Annotated in this window: 16 protein-coding genes; 5 read left to right on the plus strand and 11 right to left on the minus strand. The window is 65.5% G+C overall.

The window, feature by feature from the left end; translation table 11 throughout:
* Positions 1-212 precede the first annotated feature (212 nt).
* From J2X44_RS17510 to J2X44_RS17520, 3 genes are all read right to left on the minus strand, one after another.
* Complete coding sequence (locus J2X44_RS17510) at positions 213-512, minus strand: hypothetical protein (protein WP_310086984.1); 300 nt, start codon at positions 510-512, stop codon at positions 213-215.
* A 26-nt stretch (positions 513-538) separates the two neighbouring features.
* Entirely contained in the window at positions 539-3,424 is a 2,886-nt protein-coding gene (locus J2X44_RS17515; protein WP_310086985.1) for a pitrilysin family protein, read from the minus strand.
* Between the two features lie 100 nt (positions 3,425-3,524).
* Entirely contained in the window at positions 3,525-5,681 is a 2,157-nt protein-coding gene (locus tag J2X44_RS17520) for an acylase (RefSeq protein WP_310086986.1), read from the minus strand.
* Positions 5,682-5,826: 145 nt separating this feature from the next.
* On the opposite strand from J2X44_RS17520, the gene J2X44_RS17525 reads away from it, so the two are divergent.
* Positions 5,827-7,401 (plus strand): leucyl aminopeptidase, encoded by a 1,575-nt coding sequence (locus J2X44_RS17525; protein WP_310086987.1) that lies wholly within the window; start codon positions 5,827-5,829, stop codon positions 7,399-7,401.
* Between the two features lie 181 nt (positions 7,402-7,582).
* Entirely contained in the window at positions 7,583-10,162 is a 2,580-nt protein-coding gene (gene clpB, locus J2X44_RS17530; protein ID WP_310086989.1) for an ATP-dependent chaperone ClpB, read from the plus strand.
* A 19-nt stretch (positions 10,163-10,181) separates the two neighbouring features.
* Here the strand turns inward: clpB and J2X44_RS17535 are convergent, their stop codons facing one another.
* From J2X44_RS17535 to J2X44_RS17550, 4 genes are all read right to left on the minus strand, one after another.
* Positions 10,182-10,487 carry a hypothetical protein gene (locus J2X44_RS17535; RefSeq protein WP_310086991.1) on the minus strand — a complete coding sequence of 102 codons (306 nt, stop codon included), beginning with the start codon at positions 10,485-10,487 and terminating at the stop codon, positions 10,182-10,184.
* Between the two features lie 14 nt (positions 10,488-10,501).
* A complete protein-coding gene (locus J2X44_RS17540) occupies positions 10,502-10,855 on the minus strand; it encodes a hypothetical protein (protein ID WP_310086992.1) in 354 nt (117 codons plus the stop codon).
* A 20-nt stretch (positions 10,856-10,875) separates the two neighbouring features.
* Positions 10,876-11,202 carry a hypothetical protein gene (locus J2X44_RS17545; protein ID WP_310086994.1) on the minus strand — a complete coding sequence of 109 codons (327 nt, stop codon included), beginning with the start codon at positions 11,200-11,202 and terminating at the stop codon, positions 10,876-10,878.
* A gap of 117 nt (positions 11,203-11,319) precedes the next feature.
* Positions 11,320-12,504 carry an aspartyl/asparaginyl beta-hydroxylase domain-containing protein gene (locus tag J2X44_RS17550; protein ID WP_310086996.1) on the minus strand — a complete coding sequence of 395 codons (1,185 nt, stop codon included), beginning with the start codon at positions 12,502-12,504 and terminating at the stop codon, positions 11,320-11,322.
* Positions 12,505-12,547: 43 nt separating this feature from the next.
* On the opposite strand from J2X44_RS17550, the gene J2X44_RS17555 reads away from it, so the two are divergent.
* Positions 12,548-13,573, plus strand: a complete 1,026-nt coding sequence (locus J2X44_RS17555) for a hypothetical protein (protein ID WP_310086998.1) — start codon at positions 12,548-12,550, stop codon at positions 13,571-13,573.
* Between the two features lie 284 nt (positions 13,574-13,857).
* Here the strand turns inward: J2X44_RS17555 and J2X44_RS17560 are convergent, their stop codons facing one another.
* From J2X44_RS17560 to xseA, 4 genes are all read right to left on the minus strand, one after another.
* The gene (locus J2X44_RS17560) at positions 13,858-17,010 is read right to left on the minus strand and encodes a TonB-dependent receptor domain-containing protein (RefSeq protein WP_310249361.1); all 3,153 of its coding nucleotides are present in this window, start codon (positions 17,008-17,010) and stop codon (positions 13,858-13,860) included.
* A gap of 318 nt (positions 17,011-17,328) precedes the next feature.
* Entirely contained in the window at positions 17,329-18,270 is a 942-nt protein-coding gene (locus J2X44_RS17565) for a M23 family metallopeptidase (RefSeq protein ID WP_310087120.1), read from the minus strand.
* Positions 18,267-18,479 (minus strand): DUF2093 domain-containing protein, encoded by a 213-nt coding sequence (locus tag J2X44_RS17570; protein ID WP_310087122.1) that lies wholly within the window; start codon positions 18,477-18,479, stop codon positions 18,267-18,269. Before J2X44_RS17570 ends, J2X44_RS17565 begins: the two co-directional genes overlap by 4 nt.
* A gap of 75 nt (positions 18,480-18,554) precedes the next feature.
* Positions 18,555-19,997 carry an exodeoxyribonuclease VII large subunit gene (xseA, locus tag J2X44_RS17575; protein ID WP_310087124.1) on the minus strand — a complete coding sequence of 481 codons (1,443 nt, stop codon included), beginning with the start codon at positions 19,995-19,997 and terminating at the stop codon, positions 18,555-18,557.
* Here xseA and purD point away from each other — a divergent pair.
* A complete protein-coding gene (purD, locus tag J2X44_RS17580; RefSeq protein WP_310087126.1) occupies positions 19,996-21,273 on the plus strand; it encodes a phosphoribosylamine--glycine ligase in 1,278 nt (425 codons plus the stop codon). The genes xseA and purD overlap by 2 nt on opposite strands.
* Before the next feature lie 181 nt (positions 21,274-21,454).
* Positions 21,455-22,198 carry a hypothetical protein gene (locus J2X44_RS17585; RefSeq protein ID WP_310087128.1) on the plus strand — a complete coding sequence of 248 codons (744 nt, stop codon included), beginning with the start codon at positions 21,455-21,457 and terminating at the stop codon, positions 22,196-22,198.
* Positions 22,199-22,312: the final 114 nt, after the last annotated feature.

Consider the following 22,312-nt stretch of genomic DNA (forward strand, 5'->3'; position numbering starts at 1 on the left):
ATCAAATGATCGTCATCCTGAACTCGTTTCAGGATTCTTGGCCCGCTGTTTCCTTCGGCGCAGCGCCGGCTTCGGGGTCGGGCCATGGATGCTGAAACAAGTTCAGCATGACAAGATTAGAGGGCCGCTTCCCATCCCAAAACCAACCCACCGCACAACAAAAAAGGGCCGCCCCATCAGGAGCAGCCCCTTCTGTCACGGTGGCGCAAAAATCAGCCCTGGCGGGTACCGGTCATCGCCATCGAACCGAACGCACCGGCCTTGATCGTCCCGGTCAGTGCGTCGCCGTCGATCACCGCTTCGCATTCCAGCGTCATCGGCATCGGCACCTTCATGTTCATCGTCCAGCTCAGCTTGTTGCCGTCGACCTTGCCGTTTTCGACATCGAGCGAACCCATCGCACCGGCATTCTGGCCGCTAAAGCTGGCGCCGTCGCTGGTCACGGTGAACACCGATTTCTGGTCGCCCATCGGCGATTTGGTAATGCAATCATAGCTGCCATCTACAGACATCGAAGCTCTCCTTACTGAAATCAATGTTAGTTAATCGGTTTCGCTATTTCGACCGGCAAACCCAATCCGTCAAGCTGCGGTTTCACGACCGCCGCGTCGCCGACAATCACATAGACGAGATCGTCGGTGCTCAGCGCGCTCCGCGCCGCCGCGTCGATTTCGGCCGCGGTCATCGCTTCATAGGTGGCAGGCAATGTCTCGTAATAATTGTCGGGACGACCGAATTTGGCAATTGTCCGCAGCCCGCCCAGCACGTCGGCCGACGTTTCGAAACTGCCCGGCAATTCGCGGACGCTGCCGTTGACCGTGCGCTCCAGTTCGTCCTTGGTTACGCCTTTGTCGGCCAAGAAGCTCTTGAGGTCATTCTGTAGCTCCTTGATCGAATCGCCGGTGCGGTCGGCCTGCACCGGTGCCACCGCGATCCAGCTGAGCCGATCGGTTTCGCCCGATATCCGGCTACGCACGCCATAGGACCAGCCCTTGGTCTCGCGCAGATTGGTGTTGAAGCGCGAGAGGAAATTGCCGCCAAAGATGTCGTTGGCCGAGCGCAGCACCTCCAGCTTGTCGCCGCCCTTGGCATCGAGCACCTTGCCCGCCAGAATCACCGACTGCGGCGATTTGGGGCGATCAAACAACAGGATGTGCGGTTTCGGGGTCGGAATCGCGACGTTGAAATTCTTGACCGGCTTGGCGGTTTTCGGCGCCTTCCACTGCCCCAGGGTCGCATCCAGCTGCTTCTTTACCTCGGCCAGCGTAGTGTCGCCGACCACAAACACCCGCGCATTGTCTGGGCGGATCCAGTCGCTGTGGAACGCCGCGAGCTGGTCGCGCGTCGCCGCGGTCACCGCCTTGGCATCGCCCAGCCCCGACGGCGGAATGCCGTAAGGATGGTCGGCGCCATAGAGCATCGGCGCGATCAGGCGCGACGCAATGGCGTTCGGGTTGTTCAGCTCGGCCTTGAGCCGGTTGAGCTGTTGCGCGCGAACCCGCTCGAGTTCCTTTGCATCGAACGCCGGATTGCGGATGTAGTCCGCGAGGAGCGACAGCGACGCACCCAGATTGGGCTTCAGCGCGAACAGGCTGAACACCGTTTCGTCGGCGTTGGCGGTCGCGTCAATCTGTGCGCCCAACCGCTCTTTCGCTTCGGCAAAGGCGATCGAGTTCAGGTTGGTCGTGCCTTCGTCCATCAGGCTGAGCATCAGCGACTGGGTGCCCAGCGCGCTGTGCGGATCGGCGGCGTAACCCGCATCGAAACTGACCGCGACATTGACCGTCGGCACCGTCGTGCGGCGCGCGAAGATGACTTCAACGCCATTCTTCAGCTTGGTGCGTTCGACCGCCGGGAAATCGAGCGCCGTCAGGTCGGCAACCGCGGGCAATTGCGAACGGTCGGCGATCGAAGCCGCCGCCCCGATGCCGGTGTCGGGACCGATGTCGCCGAGCGCCGGATTCCAGAAGCGATCGGGCGCCACCGCCTCGGTCAGCTTGCCGGCCGTCACCGCGCCGCCGCGATTTTCGCCGCCTTCGGTGCGTTCGCCGGGGGTGTAGGTCAGCGAAAAGGCCGGGCGCGACATCCATTTGCGCGCCACTGCCGCGACCTGTTCGGGGGTCGATTTGGCCATCCGGTCCAGCTCGACCTTGTAATAGCCCGGATCGTTCGAATAGAGCGCCCCTTCGGCCAGCGTCACCGCCTTGCCGCCAAAGCCGCCGACTGATTCCAGTCCGGCAATGGTGCCGCCCAGATAGCTTGCCGCGGCACGCTGCAACTCGTCGGCGGTCGGCCCGTTCGCTAGGAATTTGGCGATTTCATCGTCCAGCTTCTTGCCGACCGTGGCCACATCGGTTCCCGGCTTCACATCGGCCTGGACGATCAGGATACCGGCATCTTCAAATGGCTGGGCAAAGGCGGCAACGCTGACCGCGACCGGATCCGTGCGGACCATCGCATTGTCGAGCCGCGATGACGACAGCCCGCCAAGCACTGCGGTTGCCATCTGCAATGGCACGGCATCGGCATCGTTCAGGCCGGGGATCGCCCACATGCGATAGATGCGCGGGGTCGGGATCAGGTCCTTGACCTCCTTCGCCAGCGGCGCGGGCAGCGTCGGGACCGTCACCTTCGGCATCGCCACGGCGGGGCCACGCGCGATGTCGCCGAACCATTCCTGCACCTTGACCTTGGCGGTCGCGACATCGACGTCGCCCGCCAGCACCAGCACCGCATTGTTCGGGCCGTAATTGTCGGTGAACCACTTCTTCACATCGGCCAGGCTGGCCGAATTGAGGTCGGCCATCGAACCGATGGTGCTGTGGTGATAGGGGTGGCCGGTCGGGAACAGATTCTCGAAAATCTCGTACCGCAGCAGGCCATAGGGATTGTTGTCGCCCTGGCGCTTTTCATTCTGGACGACGCCGCGCTGGTTATCGAGCTTTTCCTGCGTCACCGCGCCGAGCAGATGCCCCATGCGGTCGCTTTCGAGGAACAGCGCGCGGTCGAGCGCGCCGGTCGGCACGGTCTCGAAATAATTGGTCCGGTCGACGTTGGTCGTCCCGTTGCTGTCGGTAGCGCCGACCTGTTGCAGCGGTTCAAAGAAATCGCCGGGCGAATTTTCCGACCCGTTGAACATCAGATGTTCGAACAGATGGGCAAAGCCGGTCTTGCCCTTGGGCTCGTGCTTCGACCCGACGCGATACCACACCGACACCGCGACGACCGGCGCCTTGCGATCCTCATGGACGATGACGCGCAAGCCATTGTCGAGCGTGAAGGCTTCGTAGGGAATGTCGACCGCCTTCACCAGATCGGCGATCGGCGCCGGATCGGCGGCCTTGGCCTTGGCAAACGCGGGACCGGCGGCGACCAGCGAGGTGGTCACCGCGAGAGCAAGGGCGAAACGATGGAAACGGGGCATGGGCATCCTCTTGGATTACGGGCGAAGGCATGAAACGCCTGCGCGCGACCGGGTGCCGGACGGCACTGTATCAACGGTTTAGGACAGCCATTCGCCGCTTTCAAGGGCGATAGAAGCGCGCTCCGCTGGCTTTCAGCACCGCCGGATCGAACAGCACCGGTTTCAACTGATGGCGCACGAACAGCGGCGCTTGATCGTTGTAATGCGGGCTGTCCGGCCGCGTCGTCGCCGAGCCGAAGGGCTGGATCGATTCCGACCGCACCCGGCCGTCCTTGCCCCAAGTCATGAACATGATGAAGCTGTCACCGTGGCGCACCTTCAGCCGCCCGTCGGGTTCGGCGTCCCACAGGGTCGATGCGCGCACCGTATCATTGCCGCCATCGAGCGGCAGGTCGATCCGCGACGCGCCTTCGCCGTGGCGCAACCGCAGCACCGTACCCAGCTTGGGATCGAGCCCGCCGAAATGAGTCTGCAAATGCGCGACCGTTTCGGTCAGCACCTGGAGCGGATCAGGTTCGGCGCGGCGCTGGTAATGGCTGCCGTTCGCGGGGCGCAGTAGCATCAGCGCCAATGCATCGCCCTTCCCTTTGCCGTCGAGGTTCCAGTCCCAGCGGCGCAGCAAATTCTGCGCGTTGACCAGCGCCGGATCATGGTTGACGTTCAGCGCCAGCAAGCGATCCATCCACGCCTTGGCGTAACCGGTCTTAGCATAAGCGGTGTCATATTTGATCGCCTTCAACCGCGCCTCGTCGATCTGCCCCGATGCCTCGAACAGATCGATCAGCCGGGTGGCGCGATTGGTCATATCGTCCTCGACCCCAAGCAGCGGCGAGAAGGCGGCGGCATCAAGCTCGTCGCCCGGACCCGCGGCGACCCACGGCGTGTTGTTGGCGTTCATCACATAGCCCGAGCGCGGGTTGACCAGCGCCGGGGCGCGATCGAACGGCAGCGTCTTGGTCCATAGTGCCGCCGACTTGTCGCCCGGCAGCAACCCGCGCCAGTTGAACCCATCGGGCCGGTCGGGGAACATCGCGTTGTAGAACAGCCCGATATTGCCCTTGGCATCGGCGTAGATGAAATTGGTTGCGGGCACGCCCTGCCCTGCCATCGCGGCGCGCCATTCGGCGAAATCCTTCGCCTTGTTCAGCCGGTAATATTGGGTGACCATCGCCGACTGGTCGATCCCGGCATAGCGGATCGCAAAGGCGCCCTTGTCATTCTTGACCACCGGTCCATGGACCGATCGATAGACGGTGCGCGGCACCGGCAGCACGAACGGACCGAATTTCACCTTCAGCCAGATGCGCTTTTCCTCAAGCGGGCGCCACGCGCCGTCGTAGCGATATTGATCGCCGCTCTCGTTCAGCACCAGCTTATACACGTCGATCAGGTCGGGGCGGTTGACCGTGTTGGTCCAGCCAAGAAATTTGTTATGCCCCAGAAACGGATAGGGCGAGCCGGGGAAATTGGCGCCCGCAAAATCCCACCCTTCTTCGCTATGCACGACCAGTTCGTACCACGCGACGCCGCCGGTCCACGGCTGGTGCGAGTTCGACACCAGCCGCGTCGCGCCGTCGGTCGCGCGCGACGGCGCCACCGCCATCGCGTTCGACCCGTTCGAGGCCGGATCGCTGCCCACCGGGGTGTCGGCGCGCGGGACGATCTTGCCGGTCGCATCGAGCGCCGGGCCGCCCTCGCGGTGCATATCCTTGCCCTCGACCAGCTGCCCGAGCACCGAATCGAGCCCGAAGAAAAAAGGCGAGCGCAGCACGAAGCCCGCAACGACATCCTCGCCGGTCACCGGGAACAGACCCGACAATCGCACCTCGCCGGGATGCTTGTCGGCATAATGGTTCAGCCCCGCGGCATAAGCGGTGAACAGCGCCCGCACATCCTTGGGCAGCCGCGGCCAGTCGCGCGCCGTCGTCGCGCGCACGTCGAGCAACGCCGCCGCAAAGTCGATCTTGGCGCCGTCCTGCCCGAGCATCGCCCCGGCGCGGCCGCGCGTCATCGCCAGCACTTCCTGCAGCGTCGCGAAATCATCTTCGGCATGGGCATAGGCGACGCCGTAAGCGACATCGGCATCGGTCTTGCCAAAGATATGCGGCACCCCGAACTTGTCGCGAGCGATGCGGACATCCTGCGGCTTGAACTCCGGCGCCTCGGGCGCTTCGGCGGTCAGCGGCTCCCATAGCGCCAGCGATGCGGCGGTGACGACGACCAGCAATAGAAATCCCAGCAAAATCCGTCGCAGCATCTCTGGTCCTCTTCACGCGCCTGATCCGCGCCTGTGTGACCATCATGTCGTTAGATGGCAAGCGACTGTCGTTGGTCGAGCCGAATTTGCGATCGGCCGCAGCGCCGCTATGCAGGACGGCATCGCTTCAACCGGGGAATTATCCATGCATCGCAAAAGCCTGCTGCTCGCCGCCTGCCTCTCTTTCACGCTCGTCCCGCCCGCATTCGCGCAGACGGTGACCGGATCGGGGGTCGTCCCCTCGACCGCAGCGAACAGCGCCGAGCGCTCGATCGGTTTTGCCGCCAGCGCCCCCGCGAGCGGCGCGCTGGTTATCGTGACGACCGACGCGACGTTGCCGCCGCTCGACGGGGTAGCACTCGGCGCCGCCGAACGGCAGGCGGTGACCGCGGCAATCGGCGCCGCGACGTTCGACGGGAAGGCCGGATCGACGCTGTCGCTGCGCGGGATCGGGGCGCATTCGCGTATCCTGCTCGTTGGCGCTGGCGCGACGCCGACCTCGCTCGCGCTCGCAGAAGCGGGCGGCAAGGCGGCACAGGAATTGAAAAGCGAGGCACAGCCGGTGACGATTGCGGGCGCCTTTGGCGATACCAGCGCCGCCGACGTCGCTTATGGCTTCGCGCTCGGCCAATATCGCTTCGACCGCTACAAAACCGCCGACAAAAAGGCGCCGCCGACCGGCGCCGTCACCGTCGTCGGCGCCAACCCGGCCGCGGCCGAAGCGGCGTTTTCGGGCCGCTGGGCGCCGCTTGTCGATGGCGTCCGCCTGTCGCGCGACCTCGCCAACGAGCCCGCCAACGTCATTTATCCCGAAAGTTTCGTCACCCGGGTGCGCGAGGCGTTCGCTGGCGCCGCCGGGGTCAGCATCGAAGTGCTCGACGAAGCCGCGATGCGGAAACTCGGCATGGGCACTATCGTCGGGGTCGGCCAGGGCAGCCCGCGCGGGTCGCGGCTGATGCTGGTGCGCTATCGCGGCGCAAACGCCCCCGCCGCGCCGATGGCGTTCGTGGGCAAGGGGATCACCTTTGATTCGGGCGGCATCTCGCTGAAGCCCGGCGCCGGCATGTGGGACATGAAGGGCGATATGTCGGGCGCCGCGTCGGTGATGGGCGCCGTCCTCTCGCTCGCCAAATCGCGCGCGTCGGCGCATGTCGTCGGTGTCGCGGCGCTCGCCGAAAACATGCCCGACGGCAATGCCCAGCGTCCGGGCGACGTCACCCGCACCATGTCGGGCAAGACGATCGAGATGCTGAACAGCGATGCCGAAGGCCGCCTCGTGCTCGCCGACGCCAATGAATATGTCGCGCAGGCTTACAAGCCGCGCGCCATCGTCAACATCGCGACGTTGACCGGCGCGATCGTCGGCGCGCTCGACGATCAATATGCCGGGCTGTTCGCGCGCAACGAAAAACTCGCCGCCGCGCTGCTGACCGCCGGGTCGGTGAGCGGCGAAGAATTGTGGCGGATGCCGCTCCACAAGAATTTCGCCGAAAAGATCAAATCGGACATCGCCGACGTCCGCAACATCACCCCCAACCAGGGGCCGGGCGCCAGCATCGGCGCGCACGTCATCGGCTATTTCGTCGACGAAGCGACGCCCTGGGCACATCTCGACATCGCCGGGGTCAACCAAGCCGACAAGGCGTCATCGCTGGTCCCCAAGGGGATGAGCGGCTTTGGCGTGCGGCTGCTCGACCAGCTAGCGCGGTCGGGCGAATAGCCGTTTGCCGCTCCCACATTCGTCAGCCCGATGAAGGCCGGGATCTCGCCGGTGCGCGTTGACGCGACGATGAGACCCTGGCCTTCGCCGGGGTGACGAAATGAGGGTTTGCTAAAGCAAGCACCCCCTTGTGTTGCCAAATGGCAACACTATCTTGGTCGGCGAGAAAGGGGCTTTCTAGATGAACCTCGAAAAATTCACCGACCGCGCCAAGGGCTTTCTGCAGGCCGCGCAGACGATTGCGATCCGCATGAATCATCAGCGGATTTCGCCCGAACATATCGCCAAGGCGTTGCTCGAAGACAGCGAAGGCATGGCCGCCGGGCTGATCGCCAAAAGCGGCGGCGATGCCGCGCGCGCGGCGCAGGGCATCGACGCGCTGCTCGCCAAAGTGCCCGCGGTGTCCGGGTCGGGCGCGCAGCAAACACCGGGACTCGACAACGACGCGGTGCGCCTGCTCGATCAGGCCGAGCGAGTGGCAAGCAAGGCAGGCGACGGTTATGTCACCGTCGAGCGGCTGCTGGTCGCGATGGCACTCGCGCCGACCACCCCGGTCGGCAAAGCCTTTGCCGACGCGGGACTCAAGCCCGACGCGCTGAACGCCGCGATCAACGACCTGCGCGGCGGCCGCGCCGCCGACACCGCGAGCAGCGAAGACCGTTACGACGCGCTCAAGAAATTCGCCCGCGACCTCACCGAAGTCGCGCGCGAAGGTAAGCTAGATCCGGTGATCGGTCGCGATGAGGAAATCCGCCGCACCATCCAGATCCTCGCGCGCCGGACCAAGAATAATCCGGTGCTGATCGGCGAACCGGGGGTCGGCAAGACCGCAATCGCCGAAGGACTCGCGCTGCGTATCGTCAATGGCGACGTTCCCGACAGTCTGAAGGACCGCCGCCTGTTGTCGCTCGACATGGGATCGCTGATCGCGGGCGCCAAATATCGCGGCGAATTCGAAGAACGGCTCAAAGGCGTACTCGACGATGTGAAGGCCGCCGCGGGCGAGATCATCCTGTTCATCGACGAAATGCACACGCTGGTCGGCGCGGGCAAGGGCGAGGGCGCGATGGACGCCTCGAACCTGCTCAAGCCCGCACTGGCGCGCGGCGAGTTGCACTGCATCGGCGCAACGACGCTCGACGAATATCGCAAGCATGTCGAAAAAGACCCCGCGCTCCAGCGGCGCTTCCAGCCGGTGTTCGTCGGCGAACCGACGGTCGAGGATTCGATCTCGATCTTGCGCGGGCTCAAGGAAAAATACGAGCTGCACCATGGCGTCCGCATCACCGACGGCGCGATCGTCGCCGCGGCAACGCTTTCGAACCGCTATATCTCCGACCGCTTTCTGCCCGACAAGGCGATCGACCTGATGGACGAGGCCGCGAGCCGCATCCGCATGGAAGTGGAGTCAAAGCCCGAAGAGATCGAGACGCTCGACCGCCGCATCATCCAGATGAAGATCGAGGAATCGGCGCTGTCGAAGGAAAGCGACGCCGCGTCAAAGGACCGGCTGGCGACCTTGCGCGCGGACCTCGCCAATCTTGAACAGCAATCGGCCGAAGTCACCCAGAAATGGCAGGCCGAGAAGGACAAGATTCACGCCGAGGCGAAGATCAAGGAAGAGCTGGATGCGGCGCGTTCGGCGCTCGATCAGGCGCAGCGCGCCGGCGACCTCGCGAAGGCGGGTGAGCTATCATATGGCACGATACCCGGCCTCGAAAAGCAGCTCGCCGATGCCGAAGCCGCCGCGGGCAACGCGATGCTGCGCGAGGAAGTCACCGCCGACGATATCGCCGCGGTGGTCAGCAAATGGACCGGCATCCCCATCGATCGGATGATGGAGGGCGAGCGTGAGAAGCTGCTGGGCATGGAAGCGACGCTGGCCAGCCGCGTCATCGGCCAGGACGAAGCGGTGCGCGCCGTCTCGACCGCCGTCCGCCGCGCCCGCGCCGGGCTGCAAGACCCGAACCGCCCGCTCGGTTCGTTCCTGTTCCTCGGCCCGACGGGCGTCGGCAAGACCGAACTGACCAAGGCGCTCGCCCGCTTCCTGTTCGACGACGACAATGCGATGGTCCGCATCGACATGTCCGAATTCATGGAAAAGCACAGCGTCGCACGGCTCGTCGGTGCCCCCCCGGGCTATGTCGGTTATGAAGAAGGCGGCACGCTCACCGAAGCGGTGCGCCGCCGCCCCTATCAGGTCGTGCTGTTCGACGAGGTCGAGAAAGCCCATCCCGACGTGTTCAACATCCTGCTCCAGGTGCTCGACGACGGGCGCCTGACCGACGGGCAGGGGCGCACGGTCGATTTCACCAACACGCTGATCATCCTGACCTCGAACCTCGGCAGCCAGGCGATCGCGGCGCTGCCCGACGATGCCCCGGTCGAACAGGCCGAACCCGCGGTGATGGAGGTCGTGCGCGGCCATTTCCGCCCCGAATTTCTCAACCGGCTCGATGAGATCGTCCTCTTCAACCGCCTCGCGCAGCAGCATATGGGCGGCATCGTCGATATTCAGGTGGCCCGGGTGCAGAAGCTGCTCGCCGACCGCAAGGTCACCCTCGACCTCACCGACGCCGCGCGCGCGTGGCTCGGCCGGGTCGGTTATGATCCAGTCTATGGCGCCCGCCCGCTCAAGCGCGCGGTGCAGAAATATCTGCAGGATCCGCTTGCCGATCTGATCCTGAAAGGCGAGGTCCGCGATGGCTCGACGATCCGGGTCGACGAAGGCGACGGCGCCCTGATACTGACACCCGGCTGACGTCAGCCGCGAGATCGGCCTAGTTGCTGTGGTTCACCGGCGCCCGCGTCATCGCCTCCAGCGTATCGCGCGAATCCTGGTTGCCCTGCGCCCACAGCTTTTTCCACTGTTCGTTGGTGTGGCAAACGCGCGCCTTCTTCACCAAAGACCCGAGTTCCTCGATCTTGCGGCATCTGACATAATAGGGATGCGCCGTCGCCAGCCCCTCGTTGTGAGCCTTGATTTCGGTACTGGTCATCGTCGACGGCGGGCGATCGGGCGGCGTGCGATCGGCGGCAGGGTCCGTTGCTGCAGCGGCAACGACGAACAGGACAATATCCAGCACCGGGCTAGCTCCTTCTATTGCGGGCGGATTTCCGGGCCGAGATCATCCTGTATCTCGCGCGAGTTGGTCCAGCCGCGGGCCAGCAATTCCATCGAGTCGCGCGCCTCCTGATTGCCCTTGTCGCCAATCCGTTTCCAATTGGCGTTGGTGTTGCAAACGCGCAGTTTCTTGACCAGCGAGCCCGAAACCTCGATGCGGCGGCATCGGATATAATTGGCGTCGGTCGCGGCGAGATCCTGGTTATGGACGTCGATTTCCGCCCCGGTCATCTCCGACGCTGACCGCGCCGCCGGACCGGCTTCGCTGCCCGCCGCAGTCGGCACGCCCGACAGGGCGAGCAGGGTTATGAGGACAATAGCACTCGACATCGCGATTCCTCTTTGCAGTTTCAGTTCGAATTACCCGCCTTGCTGGTCATGGCCTCTGCCGTGTCGCGGGCGTTCTGGCTGCCCTTGGCGCTCACTTCTTTCCACTTTTCATTGGTGTAGCAGACGCGATTTTTCTTCACGAGCGACCCGATTTCCAGCGTCTTGCGGCATTTGATGTAATTGGGATCGGTCTGCGCCAGCCCCTTATTATAGGCGCTGATCTCGGTCGGCGTCATCGCCGACGGCGCCTTTGGCGGCGGCGCCCGCTCGCCAGTGCCTTCGGCCGCGAGCACGGCGGGCATGGCCATCAGCGTCGCGGCGGCAAACAGGGACATGATCTCGCGCATTGCATCCTCCTCGCGGCCGAAAAAACCGGCGCTATATCCGCCGATTATAAGATCGACCGGGGGTGTTCGCCAAGCGGAATTTCGAACCGGGACAGCGGCCGCCAGCAACGCTCCGTGTCAGCGCGGGATGGCATATCCCGATGCATCGGCAGACGCAAAATAGCGCAGCAACAGGTCGCGTTCGCGTTCGCTGAGATGCGGATTCCACACGTCGAAGATCAGCACCGCGCGCAGGTCGTTGCTGTCGTTCCACGCTTCGTGCTCGATGGTGTCGTCGAAAGCAAAGGCGCGGCCCGCTTGCCACGCCCGCGTTTCGCCGCCGACCCGAAAGCCGCACCCCGGCGGCACGATCAGCGGCAGGTGGACGATCGCTCGGGTGTTGGTGACGCCGGTATGCGGCGGGATCCGCGTATGCGGTTTCAGCATCGAGAAAAAAGCACTCGGTGCGCGGCCGGGGATGCGCGCGCCCGGGATCGCGGCGAGCGCCGCGGCGGTGGCCGGGCAGCGGTCGAGCACGGCCTGGTTAGCCGTGCCATATTCCCACAGGAAACAGGCCCCCCAGTCGAGCCGGTTGTCGAGCGGCGACCAGATCGATGTGGGGGTTCCTGCCTCCATCCGCACATAGGGCCGCAACGCATCGCCCGGATCGTCGAGCAGCGCTTGCAACTCGGCGCGAATGGCGTCGGTTTGCGCCTCGATGTCGGCGAACCACGGGAAATGCGCCCGATCGAAAAACTCGTCGGCCGGCAAAAAGGGATAGTGGATGCCCGCACATTCGTTGCGATAAATCCGGCGGCGACCCAGCGCACTGGCGATAAACGCCGCGCCGCGCCGCGCCTCGGTTTCGGACAAGCTGTCGCCAAGGTCGGCAAAAGCGTCCGACGCCGCCAAAAACATCGTGTCGGTCGCGGTGGTGACAAAGGCCTGGCCATGCGCCAGCAACGGAGCCAGCGGCGGGGGCAGCGGGTCGAGCTGCGCCCCCAGCGCGATCGCCGCGCTCCACGCGGCCAGCGCCGCCCCCTTGTCATCCCGCGCCTCATAACGTTCCGCCTTGCGGATCCACGCGATCAGGTCGCGGCGATCGATCGCGAGCGCGGCATCAAGGGCGGCCAATTCGCGATCGTCGTCGCCCAGCGCGCGCCACGCCGATGCCAGATTGCGGTGCAACGCGCCCGATTGCGGATCGGCCGTTATGGCGACGGCAAAATGGGCGGTCGCGGCGGCCGGATCGCCCGCCTGCAAAGCCGCGATGCCAAGCCGATTGGCCTCGACGGCCGACGGGGGCGGAGGGGTGCTGGTCATGGCCATGCTTGCCATTGGCAGGCGCGATCGGCAAGGTCGATTGATGACCTCCGCCGCTTCCGTGCCTGCCATCATCCGCGATGCCGAATGGCTGGCGCACCGCTATGATCCCGGCCATGATGCCTTTCATTTTCGGCGGGTGCCCCGCGATGTGCGCCGGGCGGTGCCGTTCCTGACCGATCAGCATTTGGGCGAAGAGGCGGCGCCGGCGGTGCTGCGCCGGAGCGATTGCCGTAATGCGGCGGGCGACGCTGCGGCGCCGGTCCATTTTCTGTTTCATTCGGCCTATTGCGCCTCGACGATGCTGGCGAAGATGCTGGACATGCCGGGGAGTGCGAGCGGTCTGTCGGAGCCGGTGCTGCTGAACGACATGGTCGGCTGGCGGCGCCGCGGCGCCGCGCCGCGCGATCATGCCGCCGGTTTGGACGATGCGCTGCACCTGCTTGGCCGCAGCTTTGCGGCGGGCGAGGCGGTGGTGATCAAGCCGTCGAACATTTTCAATCCGTTGGCCCGCGGCGCACTGATGCTGCGACCGCAGGCGCGGGCGATCCTGCTCTACGCGCCGCTGCGGGCGTTCCTGCTCTCGGTCGCGCGCAAGGGACTATGGTGTCGGCTGTGGTGCCGCGAATTGCTCGAAGGCTATCTCGCCGATGGCTTTGTCGATCTGGGGTTCGACGCACGCGACTATTTCCGCCAATCCGACCTTCAGGTGGCGGCGATCGGCTGGCTGGCGCAGCACCAGGCGTTCGCGGCCCTGCTGGACTGGGCTCCCGACCGCGTCGTCTCGCTCGACAGCGAAGTGCTGACCGGCGATCCGGTGGCTGCGGTTGGCGCGGCGATGGCCCATCTGGGGTTGACCGAAAGCCGCGAAGCGGTTGCGGCGCACCCGGCCTTGGGGCGGAACAGCAAGTCGGGAACAGCCTTTGCGGTCGGCGAACGCCAGCGCGATCTCGATGCCGCCGCAGCCGCGTATGGCGCGGAAATCGACCAAGTCATCGGCTGGGCGGAGGCCATTGCCGAACAGGCCGCCATCCCGCTCGCCCTGCCGCGACCGCTTTCGATCGGCTGAACGCCCAAGACCGCCGCGATTTTATCGTCGTCACCAAGGCTTTCGGCTGGTGATGGTCGATCGCGGACCTTTAATTTCGTCATCCCGGACTTGATCCGGGATCCATCTACCCTCTCAAGATTACGGCGGCGCAAGGGGTCATGGATCCCCGATCAAGTCCGGGGTGACGATGGTGGGCTATGTCCGTTCCCCACCCAAAACCAGCAATTAGCTGCGGGCTCGGCGCCATAGAAAAAGGGGCGGGCATTGCTGCCCGCCCCCCATTTCTGTCGAAGCGTGAAGGACTAGAACTTCAGCTTCGCCGACACCGCATAACGGCGGCCCAACGCGTCGTAGGTCGACGGGAAGGTGTTGCCGCTGTTGTAGGTGGTCGAACCAATCGTGTTGCCAACAACCGGCGGCTGGTTGTCGAGCAGATTCTGCACGGTCGCGGTGAACACGAAATTCTCGGTCACGTTGAAGCGCGCGGTCAGGTCGAAGTAATGCGACCCCTTGATCTTGCGGAACTGCGGATCGACGACGCAACCGTTCGGATCGGTGCCCGTCGGATCGGGGCAACCGGTGATCGGATCGGTACCGGCACCGACAGCCGCATCGATGTCAGCCTGCAACTGAGCAGGCTCGAACTCGACACCGTCAATCCAGCGCCACAGCAGCGACACGTCAACGGCGTCAAAGCCGAGCGTGAAGCGGTTGGAGAACTGGAACTCGGGCTGGATCGAGCCCGTGAACGAGCAGTTCACGCTGTAGAAGCCGACGCATTCGCGGTTCAGGCCATCGGGGTCGGCCGCATTTGCCTTGAACTTCGAGCTGCGCGTCCAGTTACCGACGAACGCCCAGTCGAGGCTCGCGAAGCCGACATCCATGTTGTAGTTCATCAACAGATCGACACCATCGGTGAACAGGCGGCCCTGGTTGTTCGTGGTACCGAACAGACCCGAGGTGATCGCCGGATCGCCGTCGAGGCCGCCGGTGATCGGGTTACGACGGATCGACGTACACGCCGGGTTCGTCGCGCTGGTGGCATCCAGACCGTCGAAACAGGCCGAGATGATGTCGCCGGGCAGCGGGGTGCCCAGAACGTCGTCGATCTTGATGTTGTAATAGTCGACCGACATGTTGAAGCGCGGCAGGAAGTCCGGCTGGAACACGACACCAAGCGTCCACGTATCGGCCTTTTCGGGCTTCAGGTTCAGGTTACCACCGGTGGTGATATTGGCCTGCGCCGCGGTCGGGTTGGTGATCGAACCGATCGTGCCGACCGGTGCGCCCTGTGCAAGACAGACAGCGCGCAGGTTGGCGTTGCCCGTCGGCGCAGCGCCGGCGCAGGGATCGATACCCAGGTTGGTCAGGCCAACCGACTGCGGCGTGAACAGCTCGCCGATGTTCGGCGCGCGCACGGCGCGGCTGTAGTTGCCGCGAACCTTCAGACCTGCACCCGGTTCCCAGCTACCGCCGGCTTTCCAGGTAGTGGTGTTGTAACCACCGGCGCCCTTGATGCTGTAATCCGAATAACGGATGCCGGCTTCCAGGGTCAGGCTTTCGAAGAACGGCTTGTCTTCGATCAGCGGCGCGACGATTTCCGCATAGGCTTCGTAAACGTCATACTGACCGTCGATCGGCGGAGCCGCACCACCCGCGCCGCCGAGCTCGCCCGGGGTCTGGGCAAGCAAGTCAGACGACTGCTGCGCCTTGTATTTGCGATATTCGCCGCCGAGGGCGAAGCCGATCGGCTGCACTGCGCCCGGCGAGGCAAAGCCCAGGTCACCCGAAATGATCGCGCGCGCCTGCGACAGCGAGGTGCGGTTGGTCGTCGAGCTGTTGGCCGACAGATACTGCGCGGCGGCCGGGGTGATCGAACCTTCGGGGCCGAACAGATTGACCGGAACGCACGATGCGTTGCCGCTGATGCAGTTGACGCCGTCGTTGGTCAGCGACGCTTCACGGAAGCGCGACTGCAACGTGTAGCCCTTGATCGTCTGGATATTTTCCGATTCGCCGTAAGCACCCTCGATGTTCCAGTCGATCGTGTCGGTGATGCCGCCACGGGCGCCGACGCGATAGTCGAAGAAGGTCGTCTGATAGTCACTCACACGCGGACCGACTTCCGGGGTACGACGCGACAGGGCGGTCGTGACCGTGCGATAGTTCGGATCGCTCGGGCCGGTTGCGGTTGCGGCTGCGTCGCAAATCGCCTGGCTGTACAGCGGCGTGTAGGCGGTCTGGCCCGACGTCGCGACGCCAGCAGCGTTGACGCCGTTGACGACCGGTGCGGTGTTGAGCGCGCAGAACTGGTTACGCAGTGCGGCGGGCAGGAACGGGTTGTTCAGGTTGATCGTGACGGTGCCGCCGAACGAACCCGACGGTGCGATGATCGTCGAAACGGTCTGCTTCGAGAACATGCCGCGGGCATAGACCTCGATCGCATCCGACACTTCATAATTGGCCTGGCCATAGATGTTGAAGCGTTCGAACGGCGTCTGGAAGATGTTGAACGGGTTGAAGTTGTACGTCTGGAACGTGCCAACGGCCTGGCCGGCAGCGTTGACCTGACGCACGCCGCCGTTGGCAGCGCCGCCCGGCGTAGTTGCCAGAACCGGCAACGTGGCGGGATTGGTCGCGCTGACCGGCTGGGTCGGATCGAAGTTGGGGTTCGGAACGGTCGCACCGGTGTCGGTGAACTGCGCCAGAATGTTCGGCGCACCGCCGGTCAGACCGCGGGTGCCCGAGAAGCGCGACGGAACCGACGTGCCCGAACCGATGAAGGTGTTCGAATAGCTGTCGAGGGTGTTGTCCGAGAACGGACGCGCGCCCTGATAGACGGGGTCAGCCTGCTGATAACCGATGCTCAGCACGGCGTTGCCGCGGCCGTCGTCGAAGTTTGCACCGATGGTGGCATCGACGCGGAAGACGTTGCCGTCGCCCTGTTCGGTCAGCTGCTGCGAAGCGGTGACTTCCAGGCCGGCGAAATCGCGCTTGGTGACGAAGTTGACCACACCGGTGATGGCGTCGGCGCCATAGGTGGTCACAGCGGCACCGGTCAGCGCGTCGACGCGCTCGATCAGCGCGAGCGGAATGTTGTTAAGGTCGACGCGGCCGTTGACGTCCGACGGCGCGACGCGGTTGCCGTTCAGCAGGACGATGTTGCGGATCGAGCCGAGGCCACGAAGATCGACGTACGAAGCGCCGCCGTTGCCGTTGTTCACGGCCGAACCGATGTTGGCGACGACGCCCGGCAGTTCGCGCAGCACTTCTTCAGCGGTGTTCGACTGCTTCAGTTCGATCGTGTCCGACGTGGTCACGTTCACCGGCGTCGACTGTTCGAGATTGGGGTTGCGGATCAGCGTGCCGGTGACAACGATTTCGCTGCCGGTCGCGGCGCCCTCTTCGGCGGCATCCTGCGCAAAGGCAGGCGCCGAAACCAGGGCGACGCTCATTACGAGCGGCGCAGCGCCTAGCTTCAGCTTGGAATATTGGGTTTTCTTCACAGTGCAGTCCCTTGCTACTGGTGGATTGAACTACCCGAGCCCCTGGCACGACGGCATGCAGCCGACGCACAAAACACCCCGATAGCGTGCGGGATGATCCTTCCGCCCGGTCGAGTAAAGGAAATTTCCCGCCTAATCCGCCGTTTCAGAGGGCATTGTGACGTATTTGCAACAACCGTGACATTTGGCGAAATACAATATGCCGCAACGCAGCATATGCGACATATTGTTTCATTGGATACGAATTCGGCCCCGCGTCACTTAGGGTCAGCGGGCGATCGGCCCGGCGAGGGTGCCGGGATTGAGCCGCGCATCGCGCCATTTCAGCCCCCAATGCAGATGCGGCCCCGTGGCGCGGCCGGTGCGTCCGACCGTCCCCAGCACCTGTCCCTGCACGACCCGGTCGCCGACCCGGACGGCGAGCCGCTGGCAGTGGAGAAACGCGCTGCTCAGCCCCATGCCGTGATCGACGATCAACAAATTGCCCTCGAGCGTGAAAGGCGTCGCCGCCGCCAGCACGACGACGCCGTCGGCGGGCGCCGCGAACGGCGTTCCGGCGGGCACCGCGATGTCGGTGCCGCTGTGATAGCTGCCCGGCTTGCCCTGATAGACGCGCTGCGATCCGAACCATCCCGACAATCGTCCGGTCACCGGCCAGCGGAACTGTTGTCGCCAGCCATCCGATTCGACCTGCCTGTTTCGCGCCGCCGCGATCTGCGCCAGTTCGGCGGGACGGCGGCGGGCGAAATCGGCGTCGCTTGCCGCGCTGCCGCGGTAAGGCGCGTTGATCTGTTCGATCCGCCACGTCCCCGGCGCAACGATAATCTCTTCGGCAACCTGCCGCCCGTCACGAACCGTTGCGACAAGCCGCGCGCGGGGTCCGGCGTCGCGATCGAACGCGATCAGGAAGCCGCCGTCGGCGGCCACCGGCACCGGTTGGCCGTCGAGGGTCAGGGCGCGGGTATGGCTGGGCGCCACGCCAAGCAGCACGCCGCCCTGCTGCGCACTGGCGCGCGAACCGCGAAAGACGAAGGGTTCGAGCACCGCGGTGGGTGGCGGCACCATCGACGGCGCGGGCCTTGGCGCAGGGGCGACAGCAGGCGGCCGGGCCGCGACGTCGCGCGAGGTGGCGGGCGGCACACAGGCTGCGGCGACAAGCAGCAACGGCAGCGCGGCGCCCGAGTGCCGCAAATACCCCGTCAGATTCATGCCCCGCGCGCGGCGTCCAGTGCAGCCTGCACCGAAATCGCGGCGGTGGCATAGGGCTCCTGCCGCGCCACCGACCAGTAACGCAGCTCGTCGAGCCCGATCGGGGCGCCGGTCACCGCGCACAGCACATGGTCGCCGGGCGCCAGGACGCGAAAGCCATTCGGTCCATAGTGCAGGCGGGCAAGGCGGTTGCGGCTGGCGATCAGCATGATTCGGGGTCCATATGAGGATCGATGATGGCCGCCACTATAACAGCGGCGCGCGGCGGGGCCACCCCCGGCGTGTCAGAACAGCTCGCCCTGCCCTCTCTTCGGCGGCGGGGCCGCGGGTTTGCGCGCCGGGCGGGGCGTGGGCGGCGGCGGTGGCGCGCTCGCCAGCGGTTCGTCGCCGCCGGCAATCACCACTGGAACCTCGCCGTCGGCAAAGTGCAGCCGCAGATACCCGGCCGCCTGCGCCCGCACGGCGGTGGTGACAATCGACCCGCCCGCGTCGCGCACCATCGCATAGCCGCGCGACAGCAAGGCGCGCGGATCGAGACTATCGAGCAACCGCCCCAAACCCTCCAGCCGCGCCCGATCGCGGTCCCAGCGGCGCGCCAGCAACGCCGTGCGCAGCGCGCTGCCGCGCGTCGCCAGCCGCTCGGCGACCACCGCCAGCCGCTGGCGTTGACTCCGATCAAGCCGTTCGCCGCCGTGGTCGAGCCGCTGGCGCTGCGGCGCGTAGAGCGCCTCGCGCCGCGGCAGATGGCGTGCCAGCGCGGTCAGCCGTTCGCTCCACAATCCCTGCTGCCGGTTCGCGGCGCCGATCATCCGGCCGTTCCACGTCGCCAGCAGTTCCTGCAACTCGGCGCGCACCGGCACCGCCATTTCGGCTGCCGCGGTCGGGGTCGGGGCGCGGCGGTCGGCGGCATAGTCGGCCAGCGTCGTGTCGGTTTCGTGGCCGACTGCGCTGATCGTCGGGATGCGGCAATCGGCGAGCGCGCGCACGACGATTTCTTCGTTGAATGCCCACAGATCCTCGATCGACCCGCCGCCGCGCGCGACGATCACCAGGTCAGGACGCGGCACCGGCCCGCCCGGCTCCAGCGCATCGAAGCCGCGAATAGCATTGGCTACCTGCGCCGCGGCGCCGTCGCCCTGGACCAGCACCGGCCACACGATGACATGCATCGGAAAGCGGTCGGCGAGCCGATGCAAGATGTCGCGGATCACCGCCCCGGTCGGCGAGGTCACGACCCCGATGACGCGCGGCAGCCGCGGAATATCCTGTTTGCGCGCCGCATCGAACAGCCCCTCGGCGCCCAATCGCGCCTTCAGCTTTTCGAACAGGAGCATCAGCGCGCCCTCGCCCGCGACCTCAAGCGTATCGACGACGAGCTGATATTTGGAGCGCCCCGGATAGGTGGTGAGCTTGCCGGTCGCGATCACCTCGATCCCGTCCTCGGGCCGGAAAGCGAGCCGTGCCGCCTGCCCCTTCCACATCACCATGTCGATCAGCGCGTTATCGTCTTTCAGCGCCGCATAAAAATGCCCCGACGCGGCGCGCTTGGTCCCCGACAATTCGCCGCGCACGCGGACGCGGGCAAAGCCATCCTCGACCGTCCGCTTGATCGCCGCCGACAATTGGCTGACCGACAGCGGCGGAACATTGTCGCCGGGCGCCGCCTCGGCTAACAGCCGCGCCGCGGGGTCGGTTTCGGACGCCGGATCGGGAAAAGGGACTGCCATGAATATCCTGCTGGTCGGCTCGGGGGGCCGCGAACATGCGCTGAGCTGGCAGTTGGCGCAATCGCCGTCTTGCCGCAAGCTCTATGCCGCGCCCGGCAATCCGGGGATCGAGGCCCACGCCGAATGTCTGGCGATCGCTGCCGATGATCTCGATGGCCTGATCGCCGCCTGCACCGCCCATGCAATCGATTTCGTCGTTGTCGGCCCCGAAGCGCCGCTGGTCGCGGGGCTCGCCGACCGCCTCCGCGCACAGGGCATCGCGGCCTTTGGTCCCGGCGCCGCGGCGGCGCAGCTCGAAGGATCAAAGGGCTTTACCAAGGATCTCTGCGCGCGCGCGAGCATCCCGACCGCGGCCTATGTTCGCGCGACCTCCGCCGCCACCGCGCTGGCGGCGCTCGACGATTTCACCGTCCCCGTCGTCATCAAGGCCGACGGCCTCGCCGCGGGAAAGGGCGTGGTCATCGCCGAAACGCGCGAGGAAGCCCAAGCCGCGGTAGCCGATATGTTCGACGGCGCGTTCGGCAGTGCGGGCGCCGCGGTGGTGATCGAGGAGTATATGGCCGGCGAGGAAGCGAGCTTTTTCGCACTGTCCGACGGCACCGACGTGATGGCATTCGGCAGCGCGCAAGATCATAAGCGCGTCGGCGATGGCGATGTCGGCCCCAACACTGGCGGCATGGGCGCCTACAGCCCCGCCCCCGTCCTCACCCCCGCGCTCGAAGCCGCGGTGATGGACCGGATCATCCGTCCGACCGTCGCCGCGCTCGCCGCCGAAGGCACCCCCTATGTCGGGGTGTTGTTCGCCGGGCTGATGCTCACCGACGCGGGGCCAAAGCTGATCGAATATAATGCGCGCTTCGGCGACCCCGAATGCCAGGTGCTGATGATGCGCTACGCCGGCGATCTCGCGGCGCTACTTTACGCCGCCTCGACCGGGGCGCTGGCGACGGCAACTCCGCCCGCCTTTGCCGGCGATTATGCGCTGACGGTGGTGATGGCGGCGAACGGCTATCCCGCCACGCCCGAAAAAGGCGGCGCGATCCACGGTATCGCTGCTGCCGAAAGCGGCGGGGTGCGCGTCTTTCATGCCGGGACCGCGCGCGACGGCGACCAGATCGTCGCGGCGGGTGGTCGGGTGCTCAACGTCACCGCGACCGGCCGCACCGTCACCGAGGCGCAGGGGCGCGCCTATGCCGCGATCGACAAGCTCGATTTCGCCACCGGCTTCTGCCGCCGCGATATTGGTTGGCGCGAAGTCGCGCGCGAAGCGCGCTAAGGGGGCCGGCGAGAAGTCGCGCGCGAGTCCGAATAACACACACTTCGTTATTCCCGCGCAAGCGGGAACCCAGCGAGCTGACGTAGCAGCTGGGTTCCCGCTTTCGCGGGAATGACGAATAAATATAGATCGACCAAGTCCGTACCGCCGAATAGGCTATCCGCAACATTGGGAGAAGATCATGATTTGGCTTCAGGAAAATTGGATCATCGCGGTCGTCGGCCTGGTCGTTGCCGTGGTGCTGCTGTGGTGGCTGTTCGGGCGATCAAAACCCGACGACGTGGCCCCGCCCGCGGTCGAACCCGCCAAGCCCGCCAAGCCGCTCGAACCGGTTAAGCCCGAAATCATTGCCGCCGAACCGGCGCGTTTCAAGCCGATCGAACCCAAGCCGCAGCCGATAGCCCCTCCGGCGCCGACCCCGGTGGCCACACCGATCGTCGAAACGCCGTCGCCGCCCGAACCCGCGCCCATCCCCCCACCCGTAGCCGCGCCGCCAAAACCAGCCGCACCGCCCGAACCGACAGCAAAGCCCGCGCCGAAAAAGGTCGCGGACAAGCCCCCGGTCGCGAAACCGGCGAAAAAGGCAGCTGCCAAATCGCTCCCCGCCGAGCCAGCAGCCGCGCCCATGGCAGAGCCGACTCCCGTCCCAGCGCCTGCGCCTGCCGCAGCGTCCAAGACCGACAATTTGCAACTGCTCAAGGGCGTCGGACCAAAGATGGTCGCGCTGCTGGGCGGCCTCGGCGTCAACAGCTTCCAGCAGATCGCCGCCTGGACCGACGCCGACATCGCCGCCATCGACCCGCAACTCGGCGCGTTCCAGGGCCGCATCGCGCGCGACAATATCGTCGACCAGGCAGGCTATCTCGCGCGCGGCGACAAAGCCGGTTTCGAGGCGAAATATGGCGCCCTCGGCGGCGAGCTGTAACGGCGGCTGGCGACCGGTTGCGGACATAAACTTTCGTCATCCCGGACTTGATCCGGGATCCATGCGCCCTCTCAGCAGCGGGCGGCGCATGGCCTCATGGACCCCGGATCAAGT

Source organism: Sphingopyxis sp. BE259 (assembly GCF_031457495.1).
Classification (GTDB): domain Bacteria; phylum Pseudomonadota; class Alphaproteobacteria; order Sphingomonadales; family Sphingomonadaceae; genus Sphingopyxis.

What these genes read in the sequence shown, in the direction of transcription:
- J2X44_RS17540 (WP_310086992.1), bottom strand. Translation starts at nt 10,855, where the DNA reads ATGTCGAGTGCTATTGTCCTCATAACCCTGCTCGCCCTGTCGGGCGTG.
- xseA (WP_310087124.1), bottom strand. Translation starts at nt 19,997, where the DNA reads ATGGCAGTCCCTTTTCCCGATCCGGCGTCCGAAACCGACCCCGCGGCG.
- J2X44_RS17545 (WP_310086994.1), bottom strand. Translation starts at nt 11,202, where the DNA reads ATGCGCGAGATCATGTCCCTGTTTGCCGCCGCGACGCTGATGGCCATG.
- J2X44_RS17525 (WP_310086987.1), top strand. Translation starts at nt 5,827, where the DNA reads ATGCATCGCAAAAGCCTGCTGCTCGCCGCCTGCCTCTCTTTCACGCTC.
- J2X44_RS17520 (WP_310086986.1), bottom strand. Translation starts at nt 5,681, where the DNA reads ATGCTGCGACGGATTTTGCTGGGATTTCTATTGCTGGTCGTCGTCACC.
- J2X44_RS17570 (WP_310087122.1), bottom strand. Translation starts at nt 18,479, where the DNA reads ATGCTGATCGCCAGCCGCAACCGCCTTGCCCGCCTGCACTATGGACCG.
- J2X44_RS17585 (WP_310087128.1), top strand. Translation starts at nt 21,455, where the DNA reads ATGATTTGGCTTCAGGAAAATTGGATCATCGCGGTCGTCGGCCTGGTC.
- J2X44_RS17515 (WP_310086985.1), bottom strand. Translation starts at nt 3,424, where the DNA reads ATGCCCCGTTTCCATCGTTTCGCCCTTGCTCTCGCGGTGACCACCTCG.
- J2X44_RS17555 (WP_310086998.1), top strand. Translation starts at nt 12,548, where the DNA reads ATGACCTCCGCCGCTTCCGTGCCTGCCATCATCCGCGATGCCGAATGG.
- J2X44_RS17565 (WP_310087120.1), bottom strand. Translation starts at nt 18,270, where the DNA reads ATGAATCTGACGGGGTATTTGCGGCACTCGGGCGCCGCGCTGCCGTTG.
- J2X44_RS17560 (WP_310249361.1), bottom strand. Translation starts at nt 17,010, where the DNA reads ATGAGCGTCGCCCTGGTTTCGGCGCCTGCCTTTGCGCAGGATGCCGCC.
- J2X44_RS17550 (WP_310086996.1), bottom strand. Translation starts at nt 12,504, where the DNA reads ATGACCAGCACCCCTCCGCCCCCGTCGGCCGTCGAGGCCAATCGGCTT.
- clpB (WP_310086989.1), top strand. Translation starts at nt 7,583, where the DNA reads ATGAACCTCGAAAAATTCACCGACCGCGCCAAGGGCTTTCTGCAGGCC.
- purD (WP_310087126.1), top strand. Translation starts at nt 19,996, where the DNA reads ATGAATATCCTGCTGGTCGGCTCGGGGGGCCGCGAACATGCGCTGAGC.
- J2X44_RS17510 (WP_310086984.1), bottom strand. Translation starts at nt 512, where the DNA reads ATGTCTGTAGATGGCAGCTATGATTGCATTACCAAATCGCCGATGGGC.